At 57.4% G+C, this 21,123-nt stretch carries 19 protein-coding genes, 2 tRNA genes and 1 pseudogene; 13 read left to right on the top strand and 9 right to left on the bottom strand.

What is annotated here, in order from left to right; translation table 11 throughout:
• Positions 1-210 precede the first annotated feature (210 nt).
• On the top strand, positions 211-948 hold the full coding sequence (locus HW450_RS10600; RefSeq protein WP_182385583.1) for a TetR/AcrR family transcriptional regulator: 738 nt from the start codon (positions 211-213) through the stop codon (positions 946-948).
• Here HW450_RS10600 and clpX read toward each other — a convergent pair.
• Positions 945-2,222: an ATP-dependent Clp protease ATP-binding subunit ClpX gene (gene clpX / locus HW450_RS10595; protein ID WP_182385582.1), complete on the bottom strand. Its 1,278-nt coding sequence runs from the start codon at positions 2,220-2,222 to the stop codon at positions 945-947. The two genes, HW450_RS10600 and clpX, sit on opposite strands and share 4 nt — an antisense overlap.
• A gap of 118 nt (positions 2,223-2,340) precedes the next feature.
• Between clpX and pcaD the strand changes: the two genes are divergently transcribed.
• The gene (gene pcaD / locus HW450_RS10590; RefSeq protein WP_182385581.1) at positions 2,341-3,102 is read left to right on the top strand and encodes a 3-oxoadipate enol-lactonase; all 762 of its coding nucleotides are present in this window, start codon (positions 2,341-2,343) and stop codon (positions 3,100-3,102) included.
• Positions 3,103-3,260: 158 nt separating this feature from the next.
• Here the strand turns inward: pcaD and HW450_RS10585 are convergent, their stop codons facing one another.
• The 4 genes from HW450_RS10585 to HW450_RS10570 form a co-directional block, all read right to left on the bottom strand.
• Positions 3,261-3,875 carry an ATP-dependent Clp protease proteolytic subunit gene (locus tag HW450_RS10585; protein WP_182385580.1) on the bottom strand — a complete coding sequence of 205 codons (615 nt, stop codon included), beginning with the start codon at positions 3,873-3,875 and terminating at the stop codon, positions 3,261-3,263.
• Positions 3,876-3,892: 17 nt separating this feature from the next.
• Positions 3,893-4,474, bottom strand: a complete 582-nt coding sequence (locus HW450_RS10580) for an ATP-dependent Clp protease proteolytic subunit (protein WP_182385579.1) — start codon at positions 4,472-4,474, stop codon at positions 3,893-3,895.
• A 151-nt stretch (positions 4,475-4,625) separates the two neighbouring features.
• On the bottom strand, positions 4,626-5,978 hold the full coding sequence (gene tig / locus HW450_RS10575) for a trigger factor (RefSeq protein ID WP_182385578.1): 1,353 nt from the start codon (positions 5,976-5,978) through the stop codon (positions 4,626-4,628).
• 145 nt (positions 5,979-6,123) lie between these two features.
• A tRNA-Pro gene (locus HW450_RS10570) sits at positions 6,124-6,197 on the bottom strand.
• 742 nt (positions 6,198-6,939) lie between these two features.
• Here HW450_RS10570 and HW450_RS10565 point away from each other — a divergent pair.
• The 3 genes and pseudogenes from HW450_RS10565 to HW450_RS10560 all read left to right on the top strand — a co-directional run bounded on the left by HW450_RS10565 (position 6,940) and on the right by HW450_RS10560 (position 9,297).
• Positions 6,940-8,185: pseudogene (locus tag HW450_RS10565) on the top strand (IS256 family transposase).
• 217 nt (positions 8,186-8,402) lie between these two features.
• Positions 8,403-8,732, top strand: a complete 330-nt coding sequence (locus HW450_RS13010) for a hypothetical protein (RefSeq protein WP_220463897.1) — start codon at positions 8,403-8,405, stop codon at positions 8,730-8,732.
• Positions 8,733-8,886: 154 nt separating this feature from the next.
• On the top strand, positions 8,887-9,297 hold the full coding sequence (locus HW450_RS10560) for a hypothetical protein (protein ID WP_182385577.1): 411 nt from the start codon (positions 8,887-8,889) through the stop codon (positions 9,295-9,297).
• A 438-nt stretch (positions 9,298-9,735) separates the two neighbouring features.
• Here the strand turns inward: HW450_RS10560 and HW450_RS10555 are convergent.
• A tRNA-Gly gene (locus HW450_RS10555) sits at positions 9,736-9,810 on the bottom strand.
• Between the two features lie 122 nt (positions 9,811-9,932).
• Between HW450_RS10555 and HW450_RS10550 the strand changes: the two genes are divergently transcribed.
• A complete protein-coding gene (locus HW450_RS10550; RefSeq protein ID WP_182385576.1) occupies positions 9,933-10,148 on the top strand; it encodes a hypothetical protein in 216 nt (71 codons plus the stop codon).
• A gap of 51 nt (positions 10,149-10,199) precedes the next feature.
• Positions 10,200-10,976: a DUF1542 domain-containing protein gene (locus HW450_RS10545; protein WP_182385575.1), complete on the top strand. Its 777-nt coding sequence runs from the start codon at positions 10,200-10,202 to the stop codon at positions 10,974-10,976.
• Positions 10,977-11,007: 31 nt separating this feature from the next.
• Here the strand turns inward: HW450_RS10545 and HW450_RS10540 are convergent, their stop codons facing one another.
• Entirely contained in the window at positions 11,008-11,481 is a 474-nt protein-coding gene (locus HW450_RS10540) for a ribose-5-phosphate isomerase (RefSeq protein ID WP_182385574.1), read from the bottom strand.
• Between the two features lie 97 nt (positions 11,482-11,578).
• Between HW450_RS10540 and HW450_RS10535 the strand changes: the two genes are divergently transcribed.
• The 5 genes from HW450_RS10535 to HW450_RS10515 all read left to right on the top strand — a co-directional run bounded on the left by HW450_RS10535 (position 11,579) and on the right by HW450_RS10515 (position 15,076).
• Positions 11,579-12,730, top strand: coding sequence for a TIGR04053 family radical SAM/SPASM domain-containing protein (locus tag HW450_RS10535; protein WP_182385573.1), 1,152 nt, complete (start codon positions 11,579-11,581; stop codon positions 12,728-12,730).
• An 84-nt stretch (positions 12,731-12,814) separates the two neighbouring features.
• Complete coding sequence (locus HW450_RS10530; protein ID WP_182385572.1) at positions 12,815-13,366, top strand: hypothetical protein; 552 nt, start codon at positions 12,815-12,817, stop codon at positions 13,364-13,366.
• Positions 13,367-13,403: 37 nt separating this feature from the next.
• A complete protein-coding gene (locus tag HW450_RS10525) occupies positions 13,404-14,084 on the top strand; it encodes an HNH endonuclease family protein (protein WP_182385571.1) in 681 nt (226 codons plus the stop codon).
• Between the two features lie 60 nt (positions 14,085-14,144).
• Positions 14,145-14,615, top strand: a complete 471-nt coding sequence (locus tag HW450_RS10520; RefSeq protein ID WP_182385570.1) for a hypothetical protein — start codon at positions 14,145-14,147, stop codon at positions 14,613-14,615.
• Positions 14,612-15,076 (top strand): hypothetical protein, encoded by a 465-nt coding sequence (locus HW450_RS10515; RefSeq protein WP_182385569.1) that lies wholly within the window; start codon positions 14,612-14,614, stop codon positions 15,074-15,076. The genes HW450_RS10520 and HW450_RS10515 overlap by 4 nt, the downstream gene beginning before the upstream one ends.
• Here HW450_RS10515 and HW450_RS10510 read toward each other — a convergent pair.
• Positions 15,073-15,690 carry a mycothiol-dependent nitroreductase Rv2466c family protein gene (locus tag HW450_RS10510; RefSeq protein ID WP_182385568.1) on the bottom strand — a complete coding sequence of 206 codons (618 nt, stop codon included), beginning with the start codon at positions 15,688-15,690 and terminating at the stop codon, positions 15,073-15,075. The genes HW450_RS10515 and HW450_RS10510 overlap by 4 nt on opposite strands.
• Before the next feature lie 55 nt (positions 15,691-15,745).
• Here HW450_RS10510 and pepN point away from each other — a divergent pair, with 55 nt between their 5' ends.
• The gene (gene pepN, locus HW450_RS10505) at positions 15,746-18,325 is read left to right on the top strand and encodes an aminopeptidase N (RefSeq protein ID WP_182385567.1); all 2,580 of its coding nucleotides are present in this window, start codon (positions 15,746-15,748) and stop codon (positions 18,323-18,325) included.
• Between the two features lie 141 nt (positions 18,326-18,466).
• Here pepN and HW450_RS10500 read toward each other — a convergent pair whose 3' ends face one another.
• Positions 18,467-21,121, bottom strand: coding sequence for a choice-of-anchor M domain-containing protein (locus tag HW450_RS10500; protein WP_182385566.1), 2,655 nt, complete (start codon positions 21,119-21,121; stop codon positions 18,467-18,469).
• Positions 21,122-21,123 lie beyond the last annotated feature (2 nt).

Below are 21,123 nucleotides of genomic sequence, written 5' to 3'. Positions count from 1 at the left end.
CACAGAGCGAAGGATGTGGTTCAACTCAAACGGGTGCAAGCCAATGCTCACATCATTAAGCCTCCAGTACCCCAATTCTGGGTTGACCACCCGGAAAACAAACTGGTTGTTTAGGTATTTGCCTAACCCTTGTCCCTACAACCAGACTTTTTGAGGCACGATAAGTTCTATATACCCATTGGCAAAAATGTGAAGAAAAGGTTTGGAACTGTGAGCACCCTCGTCGATTCTGATACCCCAACACCTTCCACAGAACGTGTTGTTGAAGTGGCGCTGACTCAATTCGCCCGTACCGGATTCGAGGAAACCAAGATCGACACCATTGCGCATGAGTCTGGGATGTCGAAGCGCATGATTCATTACCACTTTGGGGATAAAAAGGGTCTCTACCTGGCGGCCCTGAAGTTGGCTATTGCGCATTTGCGCCCAGAGCCGCAGGATATGGAGCTGGAATCGACGGTTCCGGTTGAGGGGGTCCGCAAGGTAGTTGAGGTGATTTACCGCCGCATTACTTCTCACCCGTGTGCGGTGCGGTTGATGGTGCTTGAGAACCTGTTCGGCTGGGGCGACATGAAGAATTCCACCCCGTTGGCGGATCAGTCAGTGGTGATGCTACAGATGGACAAGCTGCTGATGATGGGCCAGGATGCGGGCGCGTTCCGGTCAGGCATTTCCGCTGTGGATGTTTATTCGATCATTACGTCGATTTGTTTCCACCGCACCGTGTACAACGCGACTTTCAACAACCTGTACTCCATCGACCTGGAGGATGAGGCGAACTTCGAGGGGAACCTCAATCTGGTCATTGACACGGTGCTCGCGTTCCTCACGTCGAACCTGGGTTCACGCGAGGAAATGAGTTACCTCAAGCTGCGTTCTGACAGCAACGATAAAGGGGCTAGCAGCGCTATTTACGACGACTTGTCAGCCCCTACTGTGGAGTTTTAGGCTGTCTTTTCTTTCTCTGCAGTGGTCACGAGCCGCGGTTCGGCTTCACCGCGCGCTACGTGCTCATTGATCACCACTTCTGCGAGGTCTTCCCGATCCGGAATGTCGTACATGATCGGAACCAGGATTTCCTCCATGATGGAGCGCAGGCCACGGGCGCCGGTCTTACGCTCGAGCGCCAGATCCGCGACGGCCTCCAGCGCTTCATCGGTAAAGACGAGGTCGACGCCGTCCATCTCGAACAGGCGCTGATACTGCTTCACCAGCGAGTTTCGTGGTTCGGTGAGGACTTTCACCAGGGAATCACGGTCCAGGTTCGTGACGGTTGCCACCACGGGGAGGCGACCGATGAATTCTGGGATGAGGCCGAACTTCACCAGGTCCTCGGGGCGAACCTCGGAGAAGATGTCCACTTCATCGCGGTCTACCTTGGAAGCAACCTCAGCACCGAAGCCCAGGCTGGTTTTGCCACGGCGAGCCTCAATGACCTGCTCCAGGCCAGCAAACGCGCCGGCCACGATGAACAAGATGTTGGAGGTATCCAGCTGGATGAATTCCTGGTTCGGGTGCTTACGCCCGCCTTGTGGTGGGACGGCAGCGACGGTACCTTCCAGGATCTTCAGGAGCGCCTGCTGCACGCCTTCGCCGGAGACATCACGCGTGATGGATGGGTTCTCCGACTTGCGGGAAATCTTGTCTACTTCGTCGATGTAGATGATGCCGCGCTGGGCGCGGGCGACGTCATAGTCAGCAGCTTGCAGGAGCTTCAGCAGAATATTTTCCACGTCTTCACCGACATAACCTGCTTCGGTCAGTGAGGTGGCATCGGCGATGGCGAACGGGACGTCGAGAAGCTTTGCCAGCGTCTGCGCGAGGTAGGTCTTGCCGGAGCCGGTCGGTCCGAGCATCAGGATGTTAGACTTAGCCAGCTCGATGTCGTCGTCTTTTTTGCGGCCGAGCGCTTTGGTTTCCTCGGCGCGGATGCGCTTGTAGTGGTTGTACACAGCGACGGCGAGGACGCGCTTAGCCCGATCCTGCCCGATGACGTACTTGTCTAGGAACGCGGAGATTTCCTTCGGCTTCGGCAGCTTCTGCTCGTCTTGTCGCTCTGCGGCAGCGGTGTTGAGCTCTTCCTCAATGATCTCGTTGCACAGTTCGATACATTCGTCACAGATGTACACACCGCCACCTGCGATGAGCTTTTTTACCTGCTTTTGACTCTTCCCACAGAAGGAGCATTTGAGCAGGTCAGCGCTTTCTTGCATGCGTGCCATGGAAGTGTTGATCTCGCAATCGTTGGTTACCTACGGATGCCCTACCCTACCGCACTTTTTGTCACGGGCAACAATGCCCCGCCGCTTACCGACGCCCTTTCCCGCTACCCTGGAGCCCATGACTACTTCCTCATTGCATGTTCGCGAATTTGGCACTGCTGGCGTTCCCCTCGTCCTCATCGGTTCGCTGGGGTCGTCGATCAAAATGTGGCTGCCACAGCTTGATCATTTTTCTGCGTCCCGGCGGGTGATTGCGATAGATCTGCGTGGCCACGGCAAGTCCGAAATAATTCCCGGCTCCACCACCATGGCCGAGCTAGCTGACGATGTGCTCGCTGCGGTCGATGCACCCGTTTTCGACGTCATGGGTCTTTCCTTGGGTGGTGGTATCGCGCAACAGATCGCGCTTTCGTCGCCGGAACGAGTGCGCCGATTGGTACTCGTTTCCACTGCCCCGAAATTCGGCGAGTCCGAAGCATGGGCACAAAAGGCTGCAGACGTGCGCGCCGGCAAGCTGGACGAGTTGTCCCAGGGCACCATCGAGCGCTGGTTCTCACCTGGCTGGCTGCAGTCTCATCCCGCATCCCGCGAATACTGGCGGGCCATGGTGGCAGATAGCCCAGCGGAAGGCTACGCGGCAGCATGTACAGCGCTGGCTGCGTTTGATACCCGAGAGCTCCTCCAGACGATCGACAAACCTACCCTCGTGGTGGCAGGAACGCAGGACACGTCCACACCGCCAGAGGTAGTCAAGCAGCTTGCCGACGGCATCCCCGGAGCCCAATACCACGAGTTCAATCCCGCAGCGCACCTGCTCAATATCGAGCGGGCCGAGGAATTCAATTCGCTAGTGGAAGAGTTTCTCGGCGAAGGTAGTTAGCAGCTTCCCCGGCCATGGCAAGGAGTGTTTTCCAGCGTTTTCCATCTGGATAACATGCTCGGGACGGGAGTAACCGCTGGACGGCTCTGCATCTGCTGGCACGGTGCTCAGAAATAAAGAAAACGCCTCGGATCGAATCATCCGAGGCGTTTTTCTTTTTAGCCGTTCAACTTGCGGTAATCAAAGACCTGGTCAATGATTCCGTACTCTACTGCTTCTGCGGCAGTGAGAATCTTGTCACGGTCAGTATCGATGCGGATCTGCTCCGCGGACTTTCCGGTGTGGTGCGCCAGCGTGGTCTCCATGAGAGTTCGCATACGCTCGATCTCCGCTGCCTGGATTTCCAGGTCCGACACCTGGCCTTGGACGCCACCGGTGGCTGGCTGGTGGATGAGGACGCGGGCGTTCGGTAGTGCCGCGCGCTTGCCTGGGGCACCCGCTGCAAGCAGCACTGCGGCGGCGGAAGCAGCCTGGCCGAGGCAGACGGTTTGGACGTCTGGGCGGACGTATTGCATGGTGTCGTAGATCGCCATCAGCGAGGTGAAGGAACCACCTGGGGAGTTGATGTACATGGTGATGTCGCGATCTGGGTCGAGTCCTTCGAGGACGAGGAGCTGCGCCATGATGTCGTTGGCGGCGGTGTCGTCCACCTGGGATCCCAGGAAGATGATGCGCTCTTCGAAGAGCTTGTTGTAGGGGTTGGATTCCTTCGCCCCGTAGGAGGAGTGCTCTACGAAGGACGGAAGGACGTAACGGGAAGATGGCATCTGCATTGTGTGACAGTCCTTCCTTAGTTGGTGATGTCGCCGTGCTTGGCGTGTTCGATGACGTGGTCGACGAAGCCGTATTCTTTGGCTTGCTGAGCGGTGAACCAGCGGTCGCGGTCAGAGTCCTTGGTGATCTGCTCGAAGGTCTGGCCGGTGTGCTCAGCGATCAGCTCGGCCATTTCCCGCTTGGTGTGGGCAAACTGCTCAGCCTGGATGGCGATGTCGGACGCGGTACCACCAACGCCGGCAGATGGCTGGTGCATCATAATGCGTGCGTGTGGCAGGGCGTAGCGCTTGCCTTTGGTGCCAGCGGACAGCAGGAACTGCCCCATGGATGCGGCCAGGCCCATGCCGTAGGTGGCGATGTCGCATGGAGAGTACTTCATCGTGTCATAAATCGCCATACCAGCGGTGACGGAGCCACCTGGAGAGTTAATGTACAGCGAGATGTCGCGGGTTGGATCCTCGGCGGACAGCAGCAGGATCTGCGCACAGAGCTTGTTGGCGATGTCGTCGTCCACCTGGCTGCCCAGGAAGATGATGCGCTCGCGGAGCAGTCGCTCGTAGACGGAGTCACTGAGGTTCATTCCGTTCGGTGAAGTCATGAATTCCCTACTTTCTGATCTTTGTTAGCAACCAATGTAACGCAGGTTGGGGCGTCGTCATGCCCGTGTTCGCTGACAGCGTTGCTGGGCTTACCGACGCCAAAGGCAAAGGCCCAGCACACTGCTGGGCCTTTAAGTGTCTAGCCGCTGATTACTCAGCTGCTTCTTCTGCTTCTTCTTCGGTCTCTGGGCCGAAGTATTCGGAAGCGTCAACAGCGTTGCCGTCAGTGTCCTTGACGGAGGTCTTGCAGATTGCGGCTGCCAGTGCCTTGCCGCGACGAACGTCGGCGAAGAGGTTGGCGATCTGGCCGGACTGAGTCAGCTGCTGCACGAACTGATTAGGATCCATGCCGTAGGACTGTGCGGTGAACAGAATGTGGTCGGACAGCTCCTGCTGGGAGACCTCTGGCTGCTCTTCCTCAGCGAGGACGTCGAGGAACAGCTGGGTACGGACTGCTTCTTCAGCAGACTTGCGGGAGTCAGAGTCGAACTGCTCGCGGGTGGTGCCCTGTGCTTCGAGAAGGGACTCGAAGAGCTTCTCGTCGCCACCGAACTGGCCAAGCAGCTGCTGCAGCTGGCCCTGGACCTGCTCTTCCACGATGGATTCTGGAAGCGGGAACTCGGACTGAGCCAGGGCTTCCTTCAGGACGGCGTCGCGAATTGCGGATGCCTGCTGGCCCTTGGAGTTTTCCTCGACCTGCTTTGCCAGGGACTCGCGGAGCTCTTCGATGGTGTCGAACTCGGAGGCCATCTGTGCGAACTCGTCGTCGGCCTCTGGGAGTTCACGCATCTTGGTTGCGGTGACCTCGACCTTGACCAGTGCTTCCTTGCCGGCGTAGTCGCCCTGCTCCAGGGTGGTGGTGAATTCGGCTTCTTCACCCTTCTTCATGCCCACGAGGGTCTGGTCCAGGCCGTCGATAAGCTCGTTGCTACCAATTTCGTGGTTGAGGCCCTCGGTGGTGGCTTCCTCAACTGGCTCCCCGTCAACGGTGGCGGAGAGGTTGATGGTGACGAACTCGCCCTTCTTGAGCTTGTGGTTGTGATCCTTCAGGGTGCCGAAGCGCTCGCGGAGGTTGTCGAGTTCCTGCTCGACAGCTTCTTCGCCAGCAGAAACGGCTGGGACCTCGACGGAGATCTTAGCGAAGTCAGGGACGGTGATCTCTGGGCGAACGTCGACGTCAGCGGTGAACTCAACGAGCTCGCCGTCTTCCAGCTTGGTGATGTCGATGACTGGCTGGCCGATGACCTTGAGGTCATTTTCTTCCACTGCCTTGGAGTAGCGGGAAGGAATCATGTCGTTGATGACCTGCTCCAGGACTGGGCCGCGGCCGATGCGAGCCTCAAGGATCTGACGGGGAGCCTTGCCCTTACGGAAGCCCGGGATGGAAACCTGCTGAGACAGCGTCTGGTAAGCCTGATCGAACTCTGGCTTGAGTTCCTCGAAAGGAATCTCGACAGTTACCTTGACGCGCGTGTCATTCAGCTGCTCTACAGAACTCTTCACGAGTAAATCTCCTGGGTTGGTTAGTTCGGGTATTTAGATCAACACTCTACCTGTGTCGTTTACACCCCCTATCAACAAGGGTGCCTTAACAGCGGCCCGACAAACAAAAAATGAGGTACCACTATCAAGTGATACCTCATATTTGTCGGGGCGACAGGATTTGAACCTGCGACCCTCTGCTCCCAAAGCAGATGCGCTACCAAGCTGCGCCACGCCCCGGACATTGTTCCGCTGCTGTGCGGTACGAGAGATGACTTTACACAGAACTCTAAGCGGAAAGCAAAACAGCAGGTTATTGAACCTTTCGCAGGCGCTTTACGACGCCTACGCCTGGATCCCACTACAGAGCAGGGCGCTCCAGCCTCGGATGTGAGTTTCCCCTAACCGCCACTGCAATCTCAGGAAGCGAACTACTCTATTCAAATCGGGCCCGGGGTTAAGTGAAGAAAACAGTGTCTCTGATTCATGAATTCCCCAGCGTAGGAGCCCTAAAACCTGTGTTTATTGTTGGTTGGACACCCTTCAATACCACGTTTCGCGCTTGCGGTGGGGTGTGCCGGTGAACAAAAACCGACCCTCCTGCCCAGTGGGGGCTAGGCCAAGAGCAAGAACAACGCTGCACCGTCTATGCGCAGTGTCGGATTAGAGACTGATGTTGGCATGGCTGGCTGTTGGCATGGCTGGAAGCCATCGAGAATCAAGCAAGCTGGGAAACAGGCCAACCAGTCCTGTTGCGTCAGCGCTAGCCCAGCCGGACACACTTTTTGTTACTTAACCCTGTAAAACCCGGGAAGCGTTCCCCGGGTTTCGGTGTTTTTTTAGGCTTCACCCTCTGGTTACGTCCTTTAGTGTGGTGTATCAGTAGCCCGCGGTTAGCTTCGTGCCGGTGTGTATGAAGGCGACCATCGCGGGTACCTTTCGAATCAACTCCTACATCTCCTCGAAAGGATGAATCACCGCGATGGCCGCTGACCCTAATCATATCGACCCGACAGCGTATCTTGACAAGTTGCTGACGGGGGCCTCGCCGGATTTGATGCGCGATATGCTCACGAAATTCATCAACCGAATACTGTCTGTCCAGGCCGACACCATTTGTGGAGCAGAACATGGCACCGTCTCTGCCGAGCGTGTTAACTCGCGTAACGGGTATCGCCACCGCCAGTTAGATACCAGGGTTGGCAGTATTGATGTTGCGATTCCGAAGCTGCGTAGTGGGTCTTTCTTCCCCGACTGGCTGTTAGAGCGGCGTAGCAGGTCTGAACGGGCCTTATCAACAGTCATTGCGACCTGTTACCTCAAAGGGGTCTCCACCAGGCGGATGAATGACCTGGTCGCCACACTCGGGATCAACAACCTGTCGAAGTCGCAGGTCAGTCAGATGGCTAAAGAGCTTGACACCATAGTCGAAGAATTCCGAACCCGGCCCCTTGACCAAGGCCCCTACTACTACCTGTCCTGCGACGCGCTGACGATGAAGGTTCGGGAAGGCGGGCGGGTGGTCAAAACCAGTGTGTTACTGGCTACCGGGGTTAACGCTGAAGGTTACCGAGAACTACTCGGCATGCATGTTGCTACTGCCGAATCAGTAGCGTCTTGGACAGGTTTTTTTCGGGATCTTCTTGCCCGGGGCTTAACCGGTGTGCACCTGGTGACCAGTGATGCCCATATCGGGATCCAAACAGCTGTCAGTGATTGTTTGCCGCAGGCTGGTTGGCAGCGGTGTCGTACCCATTTCGCGAAGAACCTCATCAGCTATGGTGCCGAAAAGCCAGTGGCCGACCTTATCGGCGATGTTTCACACGATTTTCCAGCAAGACAGTGGCGACGAAGTCTGGAACCAAGCCCGAGACGTGGTGGAATTTTGTCAAGATCGATTCCCTGATGTGGCTTGCTACCTGGAAGAATCCCTCGAGGAGATCCTGGCGTTTACCTCAGCCCCAAAAACAGTGTGGACTAAGATCTGGTCGAATAACCCCACTGAACGGCTCAACCGTGAAATCCGGCGCCGCAGCGACGTGGTAGGAATTTTCCCCAACCGGGAAGCCGTTATCCGATTGGTCGGGGCAGTGTTGGCTGAGCAGCACGATGATTGGATCCAGCAGAAACGCTACATGTCTTTGACCAGCCTCGACCACACAAGAAAGATCGTCGAAGCTACAACCATCGACCACATTGCCGACACCACCACAGAGCTGACCGCATGATCACCAGCAACAACCATCCCAGAGATGGCCCCACACTCAATCCCTAACCCCAACCCAACTTCAGACTCGAAAGGCAGATACACCACTTCCCAGGACTTGACCTAGTTGATGATTTGATTTTCCATCCTCTTGCGGGCCAGGACATAGTAAAATGTAGTAAAAGCGGGAAAATCAGCCGAAAGGTTGAATACGACTTTAGCGAGTGGAATGAGGTGAAATGATGGGAGTATGGGGTTCTGATGAAGCATTGGCCGAGGTACTGGAGGACTGCCCCGAGTTTGCCGAGCTAATCTCGCAAATGGTGGCCGAGGATAACACCCATGGTGCCCGTCATTACGCATCAACATTCATCGAAAATCTCTACTTCGGAAACCTAGATGACGCAATCATCGACGGCATTTATTGGTGTAGGGATAGCGGTCATCCTGTCCATCCTTCACTGATAGAAGAAGCAGGGTACAGCTACCACCCTCCAGATAGTAGCTCGACCGCCATAGCGTTGCACGACCTAATCCGATCAATCAACTCGGAAAGGCAAGCAAGCTAACTTTTCCCCGCCCCGCTGTTGGGCGGGCACAGTGGCAAGCATTCTTGGCAGACCTCACGGAGGACGCCGAGGCCGAGCTTGCAGAGGCTGACGAAAACTAGCCACCACACCAGCCCCGCCATAGTGCGGGGCACACCCATTTCTAGGAGCATCAATGACGTTCACGCCACCCCCACACACCACCACCCCCACACCACGCACAGGGGACAGACTCACCCCGGACGATGGTGGCACGCACCCAGGTGTCCTGCTGCGGGTCAGGCGGGAGACCCTTGGGCTATCGGCAAAAGACTTCGCCAATTATCTGGGGATTAATCTTCGGACGGTGCAGCGGTGGGAGGCGCACGAGGCACCCACATGGGCGATGATCGAGCTGGATGCTGTGATCACCGAGTCGGTGGAGTGGGTGGATAAAATCATGGACGCGCCGGGGCCGGTGGATGTGTGGCATCACGGGTGGCATGTCACCAGGTCAGGGCGGGTTCTGCCTGCGTCTTGGTGGCGGGTGGTGGTGGGTCAGGCGATGATCCAGGCCCCTACGGTCACTGCGAGGTGGGTGGACTAATGCCCTGGACGCCACACGTTTTGCCGTTCATTGTGGAGAAGGCCCACACCGGGTATGTGGAGCTTGCTGAGGGGTTTCAGGCCGCGATTGATGCGCGGGATGATGCGCTAGATGATGCTGTTGTGGCGGTGCGGGGCATTGGAGGCAGCAGGCTTGGGGCAAGGGTCGGAAGCTTAGGAAGCCTGTTTTTATTCAGCCGCATACGGCGGGGGCGCGGGGTGCGGAGGTTGACGATCGGCCTAGTGCGCAGGTGTGGCGCACGGGTGAGCCAGAATCGGAATGATCCTGCCGATTGGCGGATTAGCACCACGGCTTATTTAAGTGAGTTTTCAACCCGGCGCGTTAGCACATTTTTAGCACCACGATAGCGTCACGCACCCCACCGATAGGACGAATAGACGGCCCTATTAGCGCAGGTAAACCGGCCATTATAAGCATTGGAGGGAATGACGGGAATCGAACCCGCGTCACCAGCTTGGAAGGCTGGGGTAATAGCCACTATACGACATTCCCGAATGTGGTACGTCGGGTAACTATAGCGCATGTGATCCCACTTTCCAAAATCGTCATTCCGTTATCGAACTGTGCCACTTTGGGAACCTTATTTATAATTTGCCTCGTTAAAATTGTGTGGCATGAAACCTAAAATTATCGATTCTGATACTGGTCAGGAGCTCTGGACAGCATCTGAATGCGCGGAGTTTTCTAGCACCGCACGTGGCACTTTTACTAGCTATGCCGGCCGAGGTCGCGCACCGAAGCCAGTGGCGAAGCTGCACGGGTTGACGCTGTGGAGCTCTGAGGACGTTAAGGAGTGGACACAGGACCGGCAGAAGCAAAAGGGGAACTAACTTAACTCTTCACTCGTTGCTGTTGTAAGTGAACGGTTTACAAGGAGCAACGTGTTATCTCTAGTCCTTATCTTCGGAGTTGTCGCCGCTGCGGTATTCGCGGTGTCTAAATTGTCATCGCAAGGCGGGGCGAAGCAGGAGGCAGCTCGTTTTGACGATGCTGTGGCTGATGCTCGGCGGTGGATTGACCGTCTAGGCTCGCAGGTACTTAGCCTGACGGGCTCTGATGCGGCCTCTACCCAGGCAATGGCCGATGCTTCTGAGCGTTTCAATGCCGCAAGTTCTCAGATCAGCACAGCTCAGACCACTCGGCAGGCAGAACTTGCCCGCGAGTCAGCGCTGGAAGGTCTGCATTATGTCAATGCCGCCCGAGAAATCATGGGGATGCCCGCCGGTCCAGAGCTGCCGCCGCTCGAGGGGCAGCGCCAGGCGGGCCGGGTGACAGAAGAGCGCACGATTGATTTCGAAGGCAAGCAGATCACTGCGTCTCCGCAGGCAAGTGCTCATGCGCAGCACTACTATCCTGGCGGCATGGTGGCTGGGCGCCCAGTTCCGGCTGGGTGGTATTCGGAACCGTGGTGGGCGTCGGCAATGCGCACGGGCATGTGGACAGCGGGGTCAGTTCTGCTCTTTTCCACCATGTTCGGAGGCATGTCCGGGGTCGGTTATGACGCGTCGGCGTTCGAGGCCGGTTACGGCGATGGCTTCCAGGACGGCCTACAGGCCGGTGGTATGGACGACGCCGGTGGCGGGCTTTTCGACGACTCCCCCGGCGATCCCGGAGACTTTGGTGGCGACTTCGGCGATTTCGGAGGCTTCGACTTTTAACTAACAAAACCCCGGCGGACCGGGGTTTTTCTTATTCAGCTGGCAGCGCTGGGGCGATGCCGGTTTTCTCGTAGTCCGCGAGGATGTCGATACGGCGCTGGTGGCGCTCCGCCTGACTCCACTCCTGGTCCAGGAAAGCCTCAACGATGGCGAGGGCTTCTTCCTTGGAGTGCATACGACCCCCGAGGCCAATGAGCTGTGCGTTGTTGTGCTCGCGGGCAAGGCGGGCAGTCTCTGGGGACCATGCCAGCGCACAGCGGGCGCCCTTGACCTTGTTGGCTGCGATCTGTTCACCGTTGCCGGAACCGCCGAGGACGATACCAAGGGAACCTGGGTCGTTGACAGTACGGGAGGCTGCTTCGATGCAGAACGCCGGGTAGTCGTCGTCGGCATCGTAGGTGTGAGCGCCGCAATCAATGACCTCGTGTCCAAGGCCCTTGAGGTGCTCGGCGATAATGTTCTTCATTTCGAACCCTGCGTGGTCCGCTCCTAGGTATACGCGCATGTGACCGATTGTAGTTGTTTGTCACAAAGTTGGACGAACCACTCATGGCGGGGCTAGCGTCGGAGTTAACTGCCTGCTGATAGAAAGTGTTTCTGACGTGTCTCATGCGCCTGTAGTTCGTACCGTCCGCCATGACATTAACACCAAGCCTTTCATTGTCATCTGGGAAGTGACCCGGGCCTGTGGTTTGGTGTGCAAGCACTGCCGCGCGGATGCCCAGCATGAGCCGAACCCGAACCAGCTCACGCTAGAGGAAGGCAAAAAGCTGCTGGAGAACCTGGCCAGCTATGAAAAACCGTTACCGCTGGTGGTCCTCACCGGCGGCGACCCATTCGAGCGTGATGACCTGGAGGAGCTGACTCGCTACGGCACAAGCCTCGGGCTGAATATGTCCCTGTCCCCTTCGGTCACCCCTAAACTCACCCCGGAGCGGATTCATGCGCTGCGGGAGGCGGGTGGCAAGGCGATGTCTATGTCTCTCGACGGTGCGACGGCACAAACGCACGACGCATTTCGCGGTTTCTCTGGAACCTTCGATAAGACGGTAGCTATGGCACCGGTCATCAATGAAGCAGGCTACCGACTGCAGATTAACTCGACACTGACCAAGAAGAATATCCACGAAGCCCCCGCGCTACTCAAAACCGTTATGGGAATGGGCGCAAAGATGTGGTACGTGTTCTTCCTGGTTCCCACAGGCCGAGGCGCGGACCTCGATGCCCTGAGCCCGGACGAGCGCGAAGATGTGTTGCACTGGCTGGCGGATGTCTCCAACCGCATCGCCATCAAGACGACCGAAGCACCGCAGTACCGTCGAGTGGTGATCCAAAATCAGCAAGGGGTTCCCTTTGAAGGTGGCCCGCTGTATGAGGAACTCACTGCAAAGACTACTGAGCTGTTGGGCGCTGTTCCTGAGCATCCCCGCCCGCCGCGCGCCCCGATGGCGGTGAACTCGGGCTCCGGTTTCGCATTCATTGATCACATTGGCGACGTCTACCCCAACGGGTTCTTGCCACTGCACTGTGGCAACGTAAAGGAGCAGGATTTCCACGATATTTACACCAATTCGCCCGTGTTCAAGAAGCTCCGCGACCCAGATCATTGGCATGGCAAATGCTCGGTGTGCGAGTTCCACCATGTCTGCGGTGGTTCTCGTTCCACGGCTTATGCGTTGACCAGGGACATCAGCGCCTCTGACCCCACGTGTGTGTACGTTCCACCGGCGTGGCGGGAGCGCGCTACCAGCTAGATAACATTTCTATTAATAGCTCTGCACCTCCTACAGTTTCAGGTTTTAATAGCTGGTAATTTCAGCGAACTGAAGGGAATCCCCATGCGGGCGATTGTCATTGCTAGTGCGCTGCTCACCTGTGCCGCCATTGCCGGTTGTACATCTACGGATGACAGTAAAGTCACTGAGCCTGTGGCACAGCCTCCTGCCACGAGCAGTGTCGTCACTAGTAGCACTCCACCTGCCAAGCAGGGAGATCGGGCGCCCTCAAACCCTAAGTTTGCGAAACTCACCCCTAATGTCGTACTGGGCAGTACTGATTATGCGAAGTATTGGACCAGCTCTGGCCTGAAGTATGACAAAAAGGCACGCACCGTCACGGTCACGTTTAATGGTTCGTCAGATGCACTGGTCATGCTAGATAAGGACCCCAGCAAGGCAGTACAGCTGCCGTTCACTGCAGATGTGACCACCACGGATTACTACATCAATCTGATGGCGGGAAGTCTTGACCGCAGTACCTCGTTGACGTGCAGTGTGACGTACAACGGCAAGCCGGTGCTCGAGAATTCGTGGGCCGAGGACGGCAAGATTTCGTGTTCTGTCCCAGCAGAGCTGCTAGCCGATATCGATGCCGGAAAGGTGACGTACTAAAATTCTCCGGGAGTATTTTCCCTAAGGAGTTGTTACCGTGCGCCGTATCGCGGCCAGCCTGATAGCTGTTTTTTGCCTCACCAGCTGTACCAGCACAGAGGGGCCGACGGAATATGCGGCAGCTTCGGCACCACAGCCGGTGGCGTCGGCAAGCAATGCGAGCTTGGACTTGCTCAATTCCTTGCCCGTGAAGGGACGCGCACCGAAAACTGGTTACGCACGCGATAAGTTCCGGCATTGGGATGACGACGTGACGGTGGAGCTGGGACACAACGGGTGCGATACTCGCAATGACATTCTGCAGCGCGACCTCGTTGAGGAAACCTTCAAACCGCGCACCCACAACTGCGTGGTGCTCACCGGGGTGCTGCACGACCCGTACACCGGAACCGACATCAACTTTGTGCGCGGCCCACATTCCTCGGACGTCCAGATAGACCATGTGGTGTCGCTATCGAATGCGTGGCAGACGGGGGCGCAGCAGCTTAACGACGACCAGCGCCGCAATTTCGCAAACGACCCGCTGAATCTGTTGGCTGTTTCCGGTCCGGCCAATCAACAAAAAGGCGATGGCGACGCGGCCACCTGGCTGCCGGCGAACAAAGCATTTCGCTGCGACTACGTCACTCGCCAGGTTCAGGTGAAGGCCAAATACCAGCTGTGGGTCACTGCCCCGGAAAAGGAAGCGATCTCAAGAATCCTCGCAAACTGTGGCTAAGGCTGCCTGCGCACACTAGTATTTACCGAAATACTTATCACAGCACAGTGAGGACCCCTCATGATCCGGAGCACGGCGTTAGCGACAATAGCCCTACTTTCCTTATCAGGCTGCGGGATGGGGGAACAAGCTGCTCGCGACAAAACCAAGAAAGAGATGACCGAGTTTTATACGCAGCTCGAAAAGGACTTTGCGGAGCAACGTCGAACCGCTACCCCGCTGGATGAGAGCTTGGTGGAAGAGATTACGTTGGAGTTCGAGTCGACGGAACCTACTGGCATGCTGCAGTACGTCGATGAACTCGGGGACAACATGGTCCTGGAACAGCCACTCCCCCACACAATGACGATCAAAGCAAAAATCGAAGGTAGTGCAGCTTCGATTTCGCTAGTGCCCATCGACCCAGAGAAGATGGAAGAGGACATTCGTTTTAGCTGTCGCGCACTGAGAAACGGTACTGTTATTGCCGAGCAGATCGACGCGGAAAAAATGGCAACCTGCGCCTGGGATGGGATTCTATATTCACAATGAAAAAAATTGCCCCACTACTACTGCTGCTGACCGTGAGTGCTTGCACTTCTTCACCGACACCGGAACCGGCCTCCACACCGGCCGACAGCGCACCATCAAGTCACGCCCCTACCGGCTCCGCGGGAGCACGCGATGAGCTGGGAAGTTCAAGTGCATCGATAAATCGCGTGTATTCCGTGACCATCGAGGCCACGGGGAATGCTCCAACAGCCCACATCACCTACAGCGCCTCAGGCACCTTAGTTAATATCGATGCTGCGCCACTACCGTTCCAGGAAAAAGCCGAGATCTCGGGAATCTCACCTGTGATGACAGTGACGTTGGACAATCCAGGCCCAGATCCACAGGTATCCTGCAAGGTCACTTACCAAGGCGAGACCGTAGCTGAAGTAGTGGACTCTTCGGGGCAAGCGACCTGTCGCCTAGATACTAAGAAAATTCGGGACATAGACGCCCGCTAATCAAACTGCGGTTTTTCGGTCCTGGTGCGTTTTAGTTCGAAGAAATGCGGGTGCCCTGCGAGAGCAAACGCACCATCAAAAATCCGGCCAGCTTCTTCGCCTCGTGGAATGCGGGTGAGGACCGGGCCGAAGAAGGCTGTGTCCCCGAGCTTAACTACCGGGGTGCCAACCTCATCGCCCACCTCATCCATCGCGCCTTGGTGGAATTCGCGCAGGGCATCATCCCATTCCTCGGTGTTCGCCACCTCAGCCAATGCCGCAGGCAAACCGACTTTTTCCAACGCAACCGGGATCAGCTCGTCGTAACCGCCGAACCCCTTGCGGCCACCGTTACCGTCATTGTGCACCAGCGTTCCAAGGGTCGTGTAGAGTTCATCCACCTTCTCTGGATGTTGGGTGGCAACCGCTGCAAACACCCGCGCTGGACCCCAGTTAGCTTCCATCATCTTCATGTACTCAGGATCCAAGTCCCGGCCGTCGTTAAGCACGGAAAGCGACATTGGCACCCAACGCACCGTGACGTCGCGCACCTGCTCGACCTCCTTGATCCAGCGGGAGGTTATCCAGCAAAACGGGCAGGATACGTCGAACCAAAACGTCACTTCAGAATTCATGCCATACACCTTTCGCTCGCGGTAAATTGGAACCCAATTGTAGAGAAAGGACACCATGACTTCTATCAATCTCACGCGCGACGAAGCTAACCGACGCTCCGAGCTGCTGAAAGTCTCCCACTACGACGTCGATCTCGACCTCACCACCAGCGAGGACACCTTCGAATCCCGCACCACCGTCACCTTCTCGGTGCTGCAACCGGGCGATACCTTCATTGACTTGCGCGCCGACCGCGTCGCTGCCACCCTCAACGGCGCTGTGCTTGAGGCCGACTACTCCCCAGAGAACGGCCTGGCTCTCACGGGCCTTACTCCAGGCGAGTACACCCTGGTTGTTGACGCCACCATTCCCTACTCCCACACCGGTCAAGGCCTGCACCGTTTCGTGGATCCTGCAGACAATCAGCCCTACCTCTACACCCAATTCGAAACCGCGGACGCAAAGCGCATGTTCGCGTGCTTCGACCAGCCTGATCAGAAAGCCACCTACCGTATCTCCGGGCTGACCCCGAAGGACTGGAAGTTCATCACCAACGCTGAAACCGCTGTCGAAACCGAAGGTGAGTTCCTGCGTCATACTGCTTCCGTCGATTACTTGCTGTCGACATATCTCGTCGCGGTCTGCGCTGGGCCATACCATGAGGTGCGCGACACCTGGCGCGGCACACTCACCCACCACCCAGAAACCCCAGCTGACCAGCCCCGTGAGCTAGAAATCCCCCTTGGTATTTTCTGCCGCGCCTCCATCGCTTCCTCGCTGGATGCCGAGCGACTGTTTGAACAAACCAAACAGGGCTTTGACTGGTACCACCGCAACTTCGGCTACGCCTACCCCTTTGGCAAGTACGACCAGCTGTTCGTCCCAGAATTCAACATGGGAGCCATGGAAAACGCAGGCTGCGTCACTTTCCGCGACGAGTACGTCTTCACCTCCAAGGTCACCCGCTACCGCTACGAACGTCGCTGCGACACCGTCCTGCATGAGATGGCGCACATGTGGTTCGGCGACCTGGTCACCATGCAATGGTGGGATGATCTGTGGCTCAACGAGTCCTTCGCCACCTGGTCCGCGGCCATCTCGCAGGCGGAGGAAACGGAGTTCGACACCGCATGGGTCACCTTCGCGAACATCGAAAAGTCATGGGCCTACCAGCAGGATCAGCTGCCATCCACGCACCCGATCTTCGCGGACGCCACCGACATCGAAACAGTCGAAGCCAACTTCGACGGCATCACCTACGCAAAGGGCTCTTCGGTACTCAAGCAACTCCAGGCCTACGTAGGCCGTGAGGCATTCCTCGCAGGTGTCCGCCAGCACTTCGCCAACCACGCGTTTGACAACGCCACCTTCGACGATCTACTCGGCGCCTTTGAAAAAGCTTCCGGGCGCGACCTGTCCACCTGGGCTGATCAGTGGCTCAAGACCACGGGCATCAACAAACTGTCGCCGGTGTTTGAGGTTGCCGACGGCGCATACACCTCCTTCGCTGTTGAGCAGTCCGGCGCCCAGCCCGGCGCGGGCGAGCTGCGCACTCACCGCATCGCCGTCGGGCTGTACTCGCTTGTCGACGGCGCAGTCCAACGCACCCATCGAGTAGAAATCGATGTGGACGGCGCCTCTACCTCGGTTCCTGAGCTGGTCGGCCTGCCGGCCGCTGACCTCGTGTTGGTCAATGACGACGACCTCACCTACTGCCTCATGGGACTCGACGCAGGTTCCCTCGAGTTCGTTCGCGACAACATCGCCCGCATCACCGACCCGATGCCGCGCACCCTCTGCTGGTCCGCCGCGTGGGAGATGACCCGCGCCGGAGAAATGAAAGCCCGTGACTTCGTAGCGCTGGTTGCCGCCGGTGCCGCCACCGAAACCGAGATCGCCGTGTTGGAGCGTATCTTGCAGCAAGCCACCACCGCCGTCACGTCCTATGCTGACCCGGACTGGGCTGCTGAGCACGGCAACAACCTGCTGGCTGAGCTGCTTCTTTCCGGAGTTCATGCCGCAGCCCCAGGGTCAGACTTCCAGCTTGCGTTCGCACAGGCCCTGGCAAAGGTACGCCCGAATGACGCAGCCCTGGACTACTTCCGTGGTATCTTGGCCGGCACCGCGCCAGCAGGACTAGATATTGACGCTGACCTGCGCTGGTGGGCACTGACCGCCCTCATCGCAGCGGGCGAAGTGGATGAACCACTCACCGAGATTGCCGCCATGCGCGCTTCCGACCCATCTGCCAGCGGACAAAACTCCGCATGGCGCGCAGAAGCTGCCATCAATACGGCAGCCAACAAGGCAGACATCTTTGCCAAGCTGCTCGATCTCGACCATCCGCTTTCCAACCTGGACACGCGCCACAAGCTTGAAGGCCTTACCTTCGCGGGCGCTGCCGCCAATCTGGAGCAGTTCAACTCCGAGTACTACGCACGCGCCGCTGCCTTCTGGGACGGCGCCTCCTCCGAGGTCGCTCGTGCCACCCTCACCGGACTGTTCCCTGCATGGGATATCTCCGAGGCGGGTCTAGCTCGCGCTGACGAATTCTTGGCGACGAACCTCGTTCCTGGGCTGGAACGCGTTGTGTCGGAAGCACGCGACCGCATCGCCCGAGCACTGCGGCTGCGCAGCATTGACGCTGTCTCCTAAATATTTTTTGGGTGAGGCACGTGCTGTTGTGGTAACGCGATAGGGATTGTTGCTGCGGGACAAATCCCTTCGCCTTCCCGACACAAACTCCCAGGAAAATCGATGCCAAAGGCGAAGGGATTGGAAACGAAAAACAAATCGCTATCCACGCAGCCTACGCAGCGACAGGAACGCAAACCCCATACCGGCCAACCACATCGCAAGACCAATCAGAATCATCACGTTGGCACCTGTGGAAGCAAGCATCTTTTTGCCGGGTTGTGCTGGGGCAGCATTGGTGCCAGCAGTTTGCTGCGCTCCTGTGTGTGACGCTTGTGATTTAGTTCCGCCCTGGGCCACTGCAGACTGGCTGCTTCCCCCTTCCTTCTGGGGTGCCGCAGCGTTTTTCAGATCCTTGACTACTTTGGCAGCTGCGACCACGCCAGCGGTAACCAGGCCAGCAGTGAGCAGGTCCGAATTTCCTTTGGAGGTATCCTTGCCGCCTGGAGCCCCCGGTAAGCTCGGAGCCCCCGGTACGCTCGGATTGCTTTCGGGAGCGCATTCGTCGTCGGCAATTTCCGTTTGCCCTTTATCCAGGACGTGGAAAGTCACCGTGTTCCATTCAGTTGCTTGATCTGAGCCGATAAGGGTACGCATCTTCATGCGATAGATTCCCGGCTTAGTGAACATCCAATAGTTGTGCATGTGTACGCGACCGTCCCGTTTGAAGGACGCGGGGCCGTCGGAGCTGGCCAGCATCTCCTGGACTTTAGTTCCGAAGTTGTCGGTAAGAAACGCCCACCACTGACCGTCCTTGGGCGCTTCCAGTGGTTGAATCTCAAAGGTCACCTGAGTGCCTTTTTCCAAACCAGGAACGTGTTCAGAGGAGAACCCGGGCCAAATCAGTCCTTGCTTTTGAGACTGGGATAGCGCCCACACATGGTCACCGGTTCCCTTCAAGAAGGGGAATTTTTCTACTGTGATGCCTTTCTTACCGATTTCCTGACGAGCATGTGGCTTGACCACCAGCGCAACATTCGACACGTCGTGGGTGGCATGCCCTTTAAAGTGGATTCCGGAATCATCCCCCAGTGCAAATGTCAGCTTGTCGTTCAGCATGACGGGGCCTAGGTCGACGTGGCCGTCGTCAATGCGAAGCTTCTCGCATTTCTGTGCTGGTTTCTTAGGATCCGGCTGAGGCTCCGCTGTCTTGGTTGGCTCGTTTTTCCCGGGGACGGCAGGCTCTGCGGGCGCAGCAGTTGGCGAAGCGGGCGCAGCAGTTGGCGAAGCGGTTTCTTTCGGCTCAGGAACAGCAGAGGTAGGCGTGGCCGGCGCTGAAGTTACCGGATCGGGGTCGCTTTCCGCGCCCTGTGATTTAGCCCATTTTGTTTCACCCGACACTTCACCTGATTCTGGAACAACCATGCTGAAGTTGCTGCGCTGCGCGATGGTGGTGGCATCCGGGGTGAGTTCTAGGCGCAGCACCATCCCAGGGCTTGTGCAGCCTTCCCGCGTTTCCACCTGGGTCCTCTCCCCAGGAGCCGAGATGAAGTTGACTTCGCAATCTGGGTATTCCGCATCCTCAGACTCGTAATATCCACCCCGGACTCGGAAAGAAATCCGATCATCTGCTGGCTGTACGGTAATGGCGACCATATCCTCACCACGCTCATAGGGTTCGGTGGAGATGGTGACGGAGTTATCGGTGAGCTCTTTATCGCTGTAGTCGAATGCGGGTGCAGGGTCCTGGGATGCCGGTTCAGGGAAGTTACCGGCCTGCTGCGTCGTTAAGCCCTCTGCGGTGCGCTCGTATTCTAGGGGCTCAGAAACCCACCGGGCGCCCTTGCCCGCAGGAATGTACACCACCTGGAAGTTGCTCCTCTGGGAGCCGATCATCTCCGGCCAGGTAGCGGTGCCATTTTTTACCGGCACTTCTGCCAGGTAGTAGCCGTCGATGTAAAAGACCGCAGTTCCTGAATCCGAACTAGAGCCCGTGGAGAAAGTGAGATCGGTGAGGTACTGCGCGTCCTTTCCACCGGAAGAACTGTCATGGGGCTGGATGGTGAAGGAATATTTGCTGGTGTCTCCCTCCGTGGCCTTGTCGTAAGCAGTGCGGATATTGCCAAGCCCATCGGAACTCGGGCGAGTGCCGCCTACCTGCCAAGCAACGGTTTGTGGCTTGGAAGCAACCAGTTTTCCCTCGAGGTCACGCGCGGAGGCACGGTAGGTGGCGGTGTACTGGCCGGGCCGGGTGAAGGTGGTTTCGTTGTGGGTATGCATGCCTGGATTGATCCAGGAGCTGCGCCTTCCCTGATCGTGGCTAGAAAGCAGCCGAGTGACAGGAAAGTCCTCGGTAGAAGCTGTAAACAGCTCCATCTTTCCGGGGCCGTCGAAATCAATGAGATCGAGTTGGAAGGATTCATCCCGGAACTGCTCCACGGGGATGCCAATGTCGGCGCCGAAACCGATCCAGATCGGGTATCCCTTGTCCACAGCTGCAGGTGCCCAGTACAGCAGGTCGCCTTCGTCGCCCAGGAACTCCAGGCGCGGGTCATCTCCCACTTGCCACACATACTGCTGTTTCTTACTGGTGTCGCCTTTCCCAATCCAGTTAGCGGTTTCCTCGATGGGCTTTAGCCCTTGGGAGCTTTCCGACTTGAGGAGGAAGCTGTCGCCTTCCCAGAAAATTTTGGGCGAATCTACGTGTTCCTCGGTAGCGATGGACTTGTCATCATTGGGCCCCGCCACTGCGATGTGTGGATTGAGACATAGGGACCCCGCCAGGAGCACACCCACAACCCTCTGCAATTTCTTCACGG

The sequence above is a fragment of the Corynebacterium hindlerae genome (assembly GCF_014117265.1).
Classification (GTDB): domain Bacteria; phylum Actinomycetota; class Actinomycetes; order Mycobacteriales; family Mycobacteriaceae; genus Corynebacterium; species Corynebacterium hindlerae.
The sequence above is the reverse complement of the archived record's forward strand: the minus strand, read 5'-3'. Positions and strand labels throughout refer to the sequence as shown.

What these genes read in the sequence shown, in the direction of transcription:
- clpX (WP_182385582.1), bottom strand. Translation starts at nt 2,222, where the DNA reads ATGGCACGCATGCAAGAAAGCGCTGACCTGCTCAAATGCTCCTTCTGT.
- pcaD (WP_182385581.1), top strand. Translation starts at nt 2,341, where the DNA reads ATGACTACTTCCTCATTGCATGTTCGCGAATTTGGCACTGCTGGCGTT.
- HW450_RS10585 (WP_182385580.1), bottom strand. Translation starts at nt 3,875, where the DNA reads ATGCAGATGCCATCTTCCCGTTACGTCCTTCCGTCCTTCGTAGAGCAC.
- HW450_RS10580 (WP_182385579.1), bottom strand. Translation starts at nt 4,474, where the DNA reads ATGACTTCACCGAACGGAATGAACCTCAGTGACTCCGTCTACGAGCGA.
- HW450_RS13010 (WP_220463897.1), top strand. Translation starts at nt 8,403, where the DNA reads ATGATGGGAGTATGGGGTTCTGATGAAGCATTGGCCGAGGTACTGGAG.
- HW450_RS10560 (WP_182385577.1), top strand. Translation starts at nt 8,887, where the DNA reads ATGACGTTCACGCCACCCCCACACACCACCACCCCCACACCACGCACA.
- HW450_RS10550 (WP_182385576.1), top strand. Translation starts at nt 9,933, where the DNA reads ATGAAACCTAAAATTATCGATTCTGATACTGGTCAGGAGCTCTGGACA.
- HW450_RS10540 (WP_182385574.1), bottom strand. Translation starts at nt 11,481, where the DNA reads ATGCGCGTATACCTAGGAGCGGACCACGCAGGGTTCGAAATGAAGAAC.
- HW450_RS10530 (WP_182385572.1), top strand. Translation starts at nt 12,815, where the DNA reads ATGCGGGCGATTGTCATTGCTAGTGCGCTGCTCACCTGTGCCGCCATT.
- HW450_RS10520 (WP_182385570.1), top strand. Translation starts at nt 14,145, where the DNA reads ATGATCCGGAGCACGGCGTTAGCGACAATAGCCCTACTTTCCTTATCA.
- HW450_RS10515 (WP_182385569.1), top strand. Translation starts at nt 14,612, where the DNA reads ATGAAAAAAATTGCCCCACTACTACTGCTGCTGACCGTGAGTGCTTGC.
- HW450_RS10510 (WP_182385568.1), bottom strand. Translation starts at nt 15,690, where the DNA reads ATGAATTCTGAAGTGACGTTTTGGTTCGACGTATCCTGCCCGTTTTGC.
- pepN (WP_182385567.1), top strand. Translation starts at nt 15,746, where the DNA reads ATGACTTCTATCAATCTCACGCGCGACGAAGCTAACCGACGCTCCGAG.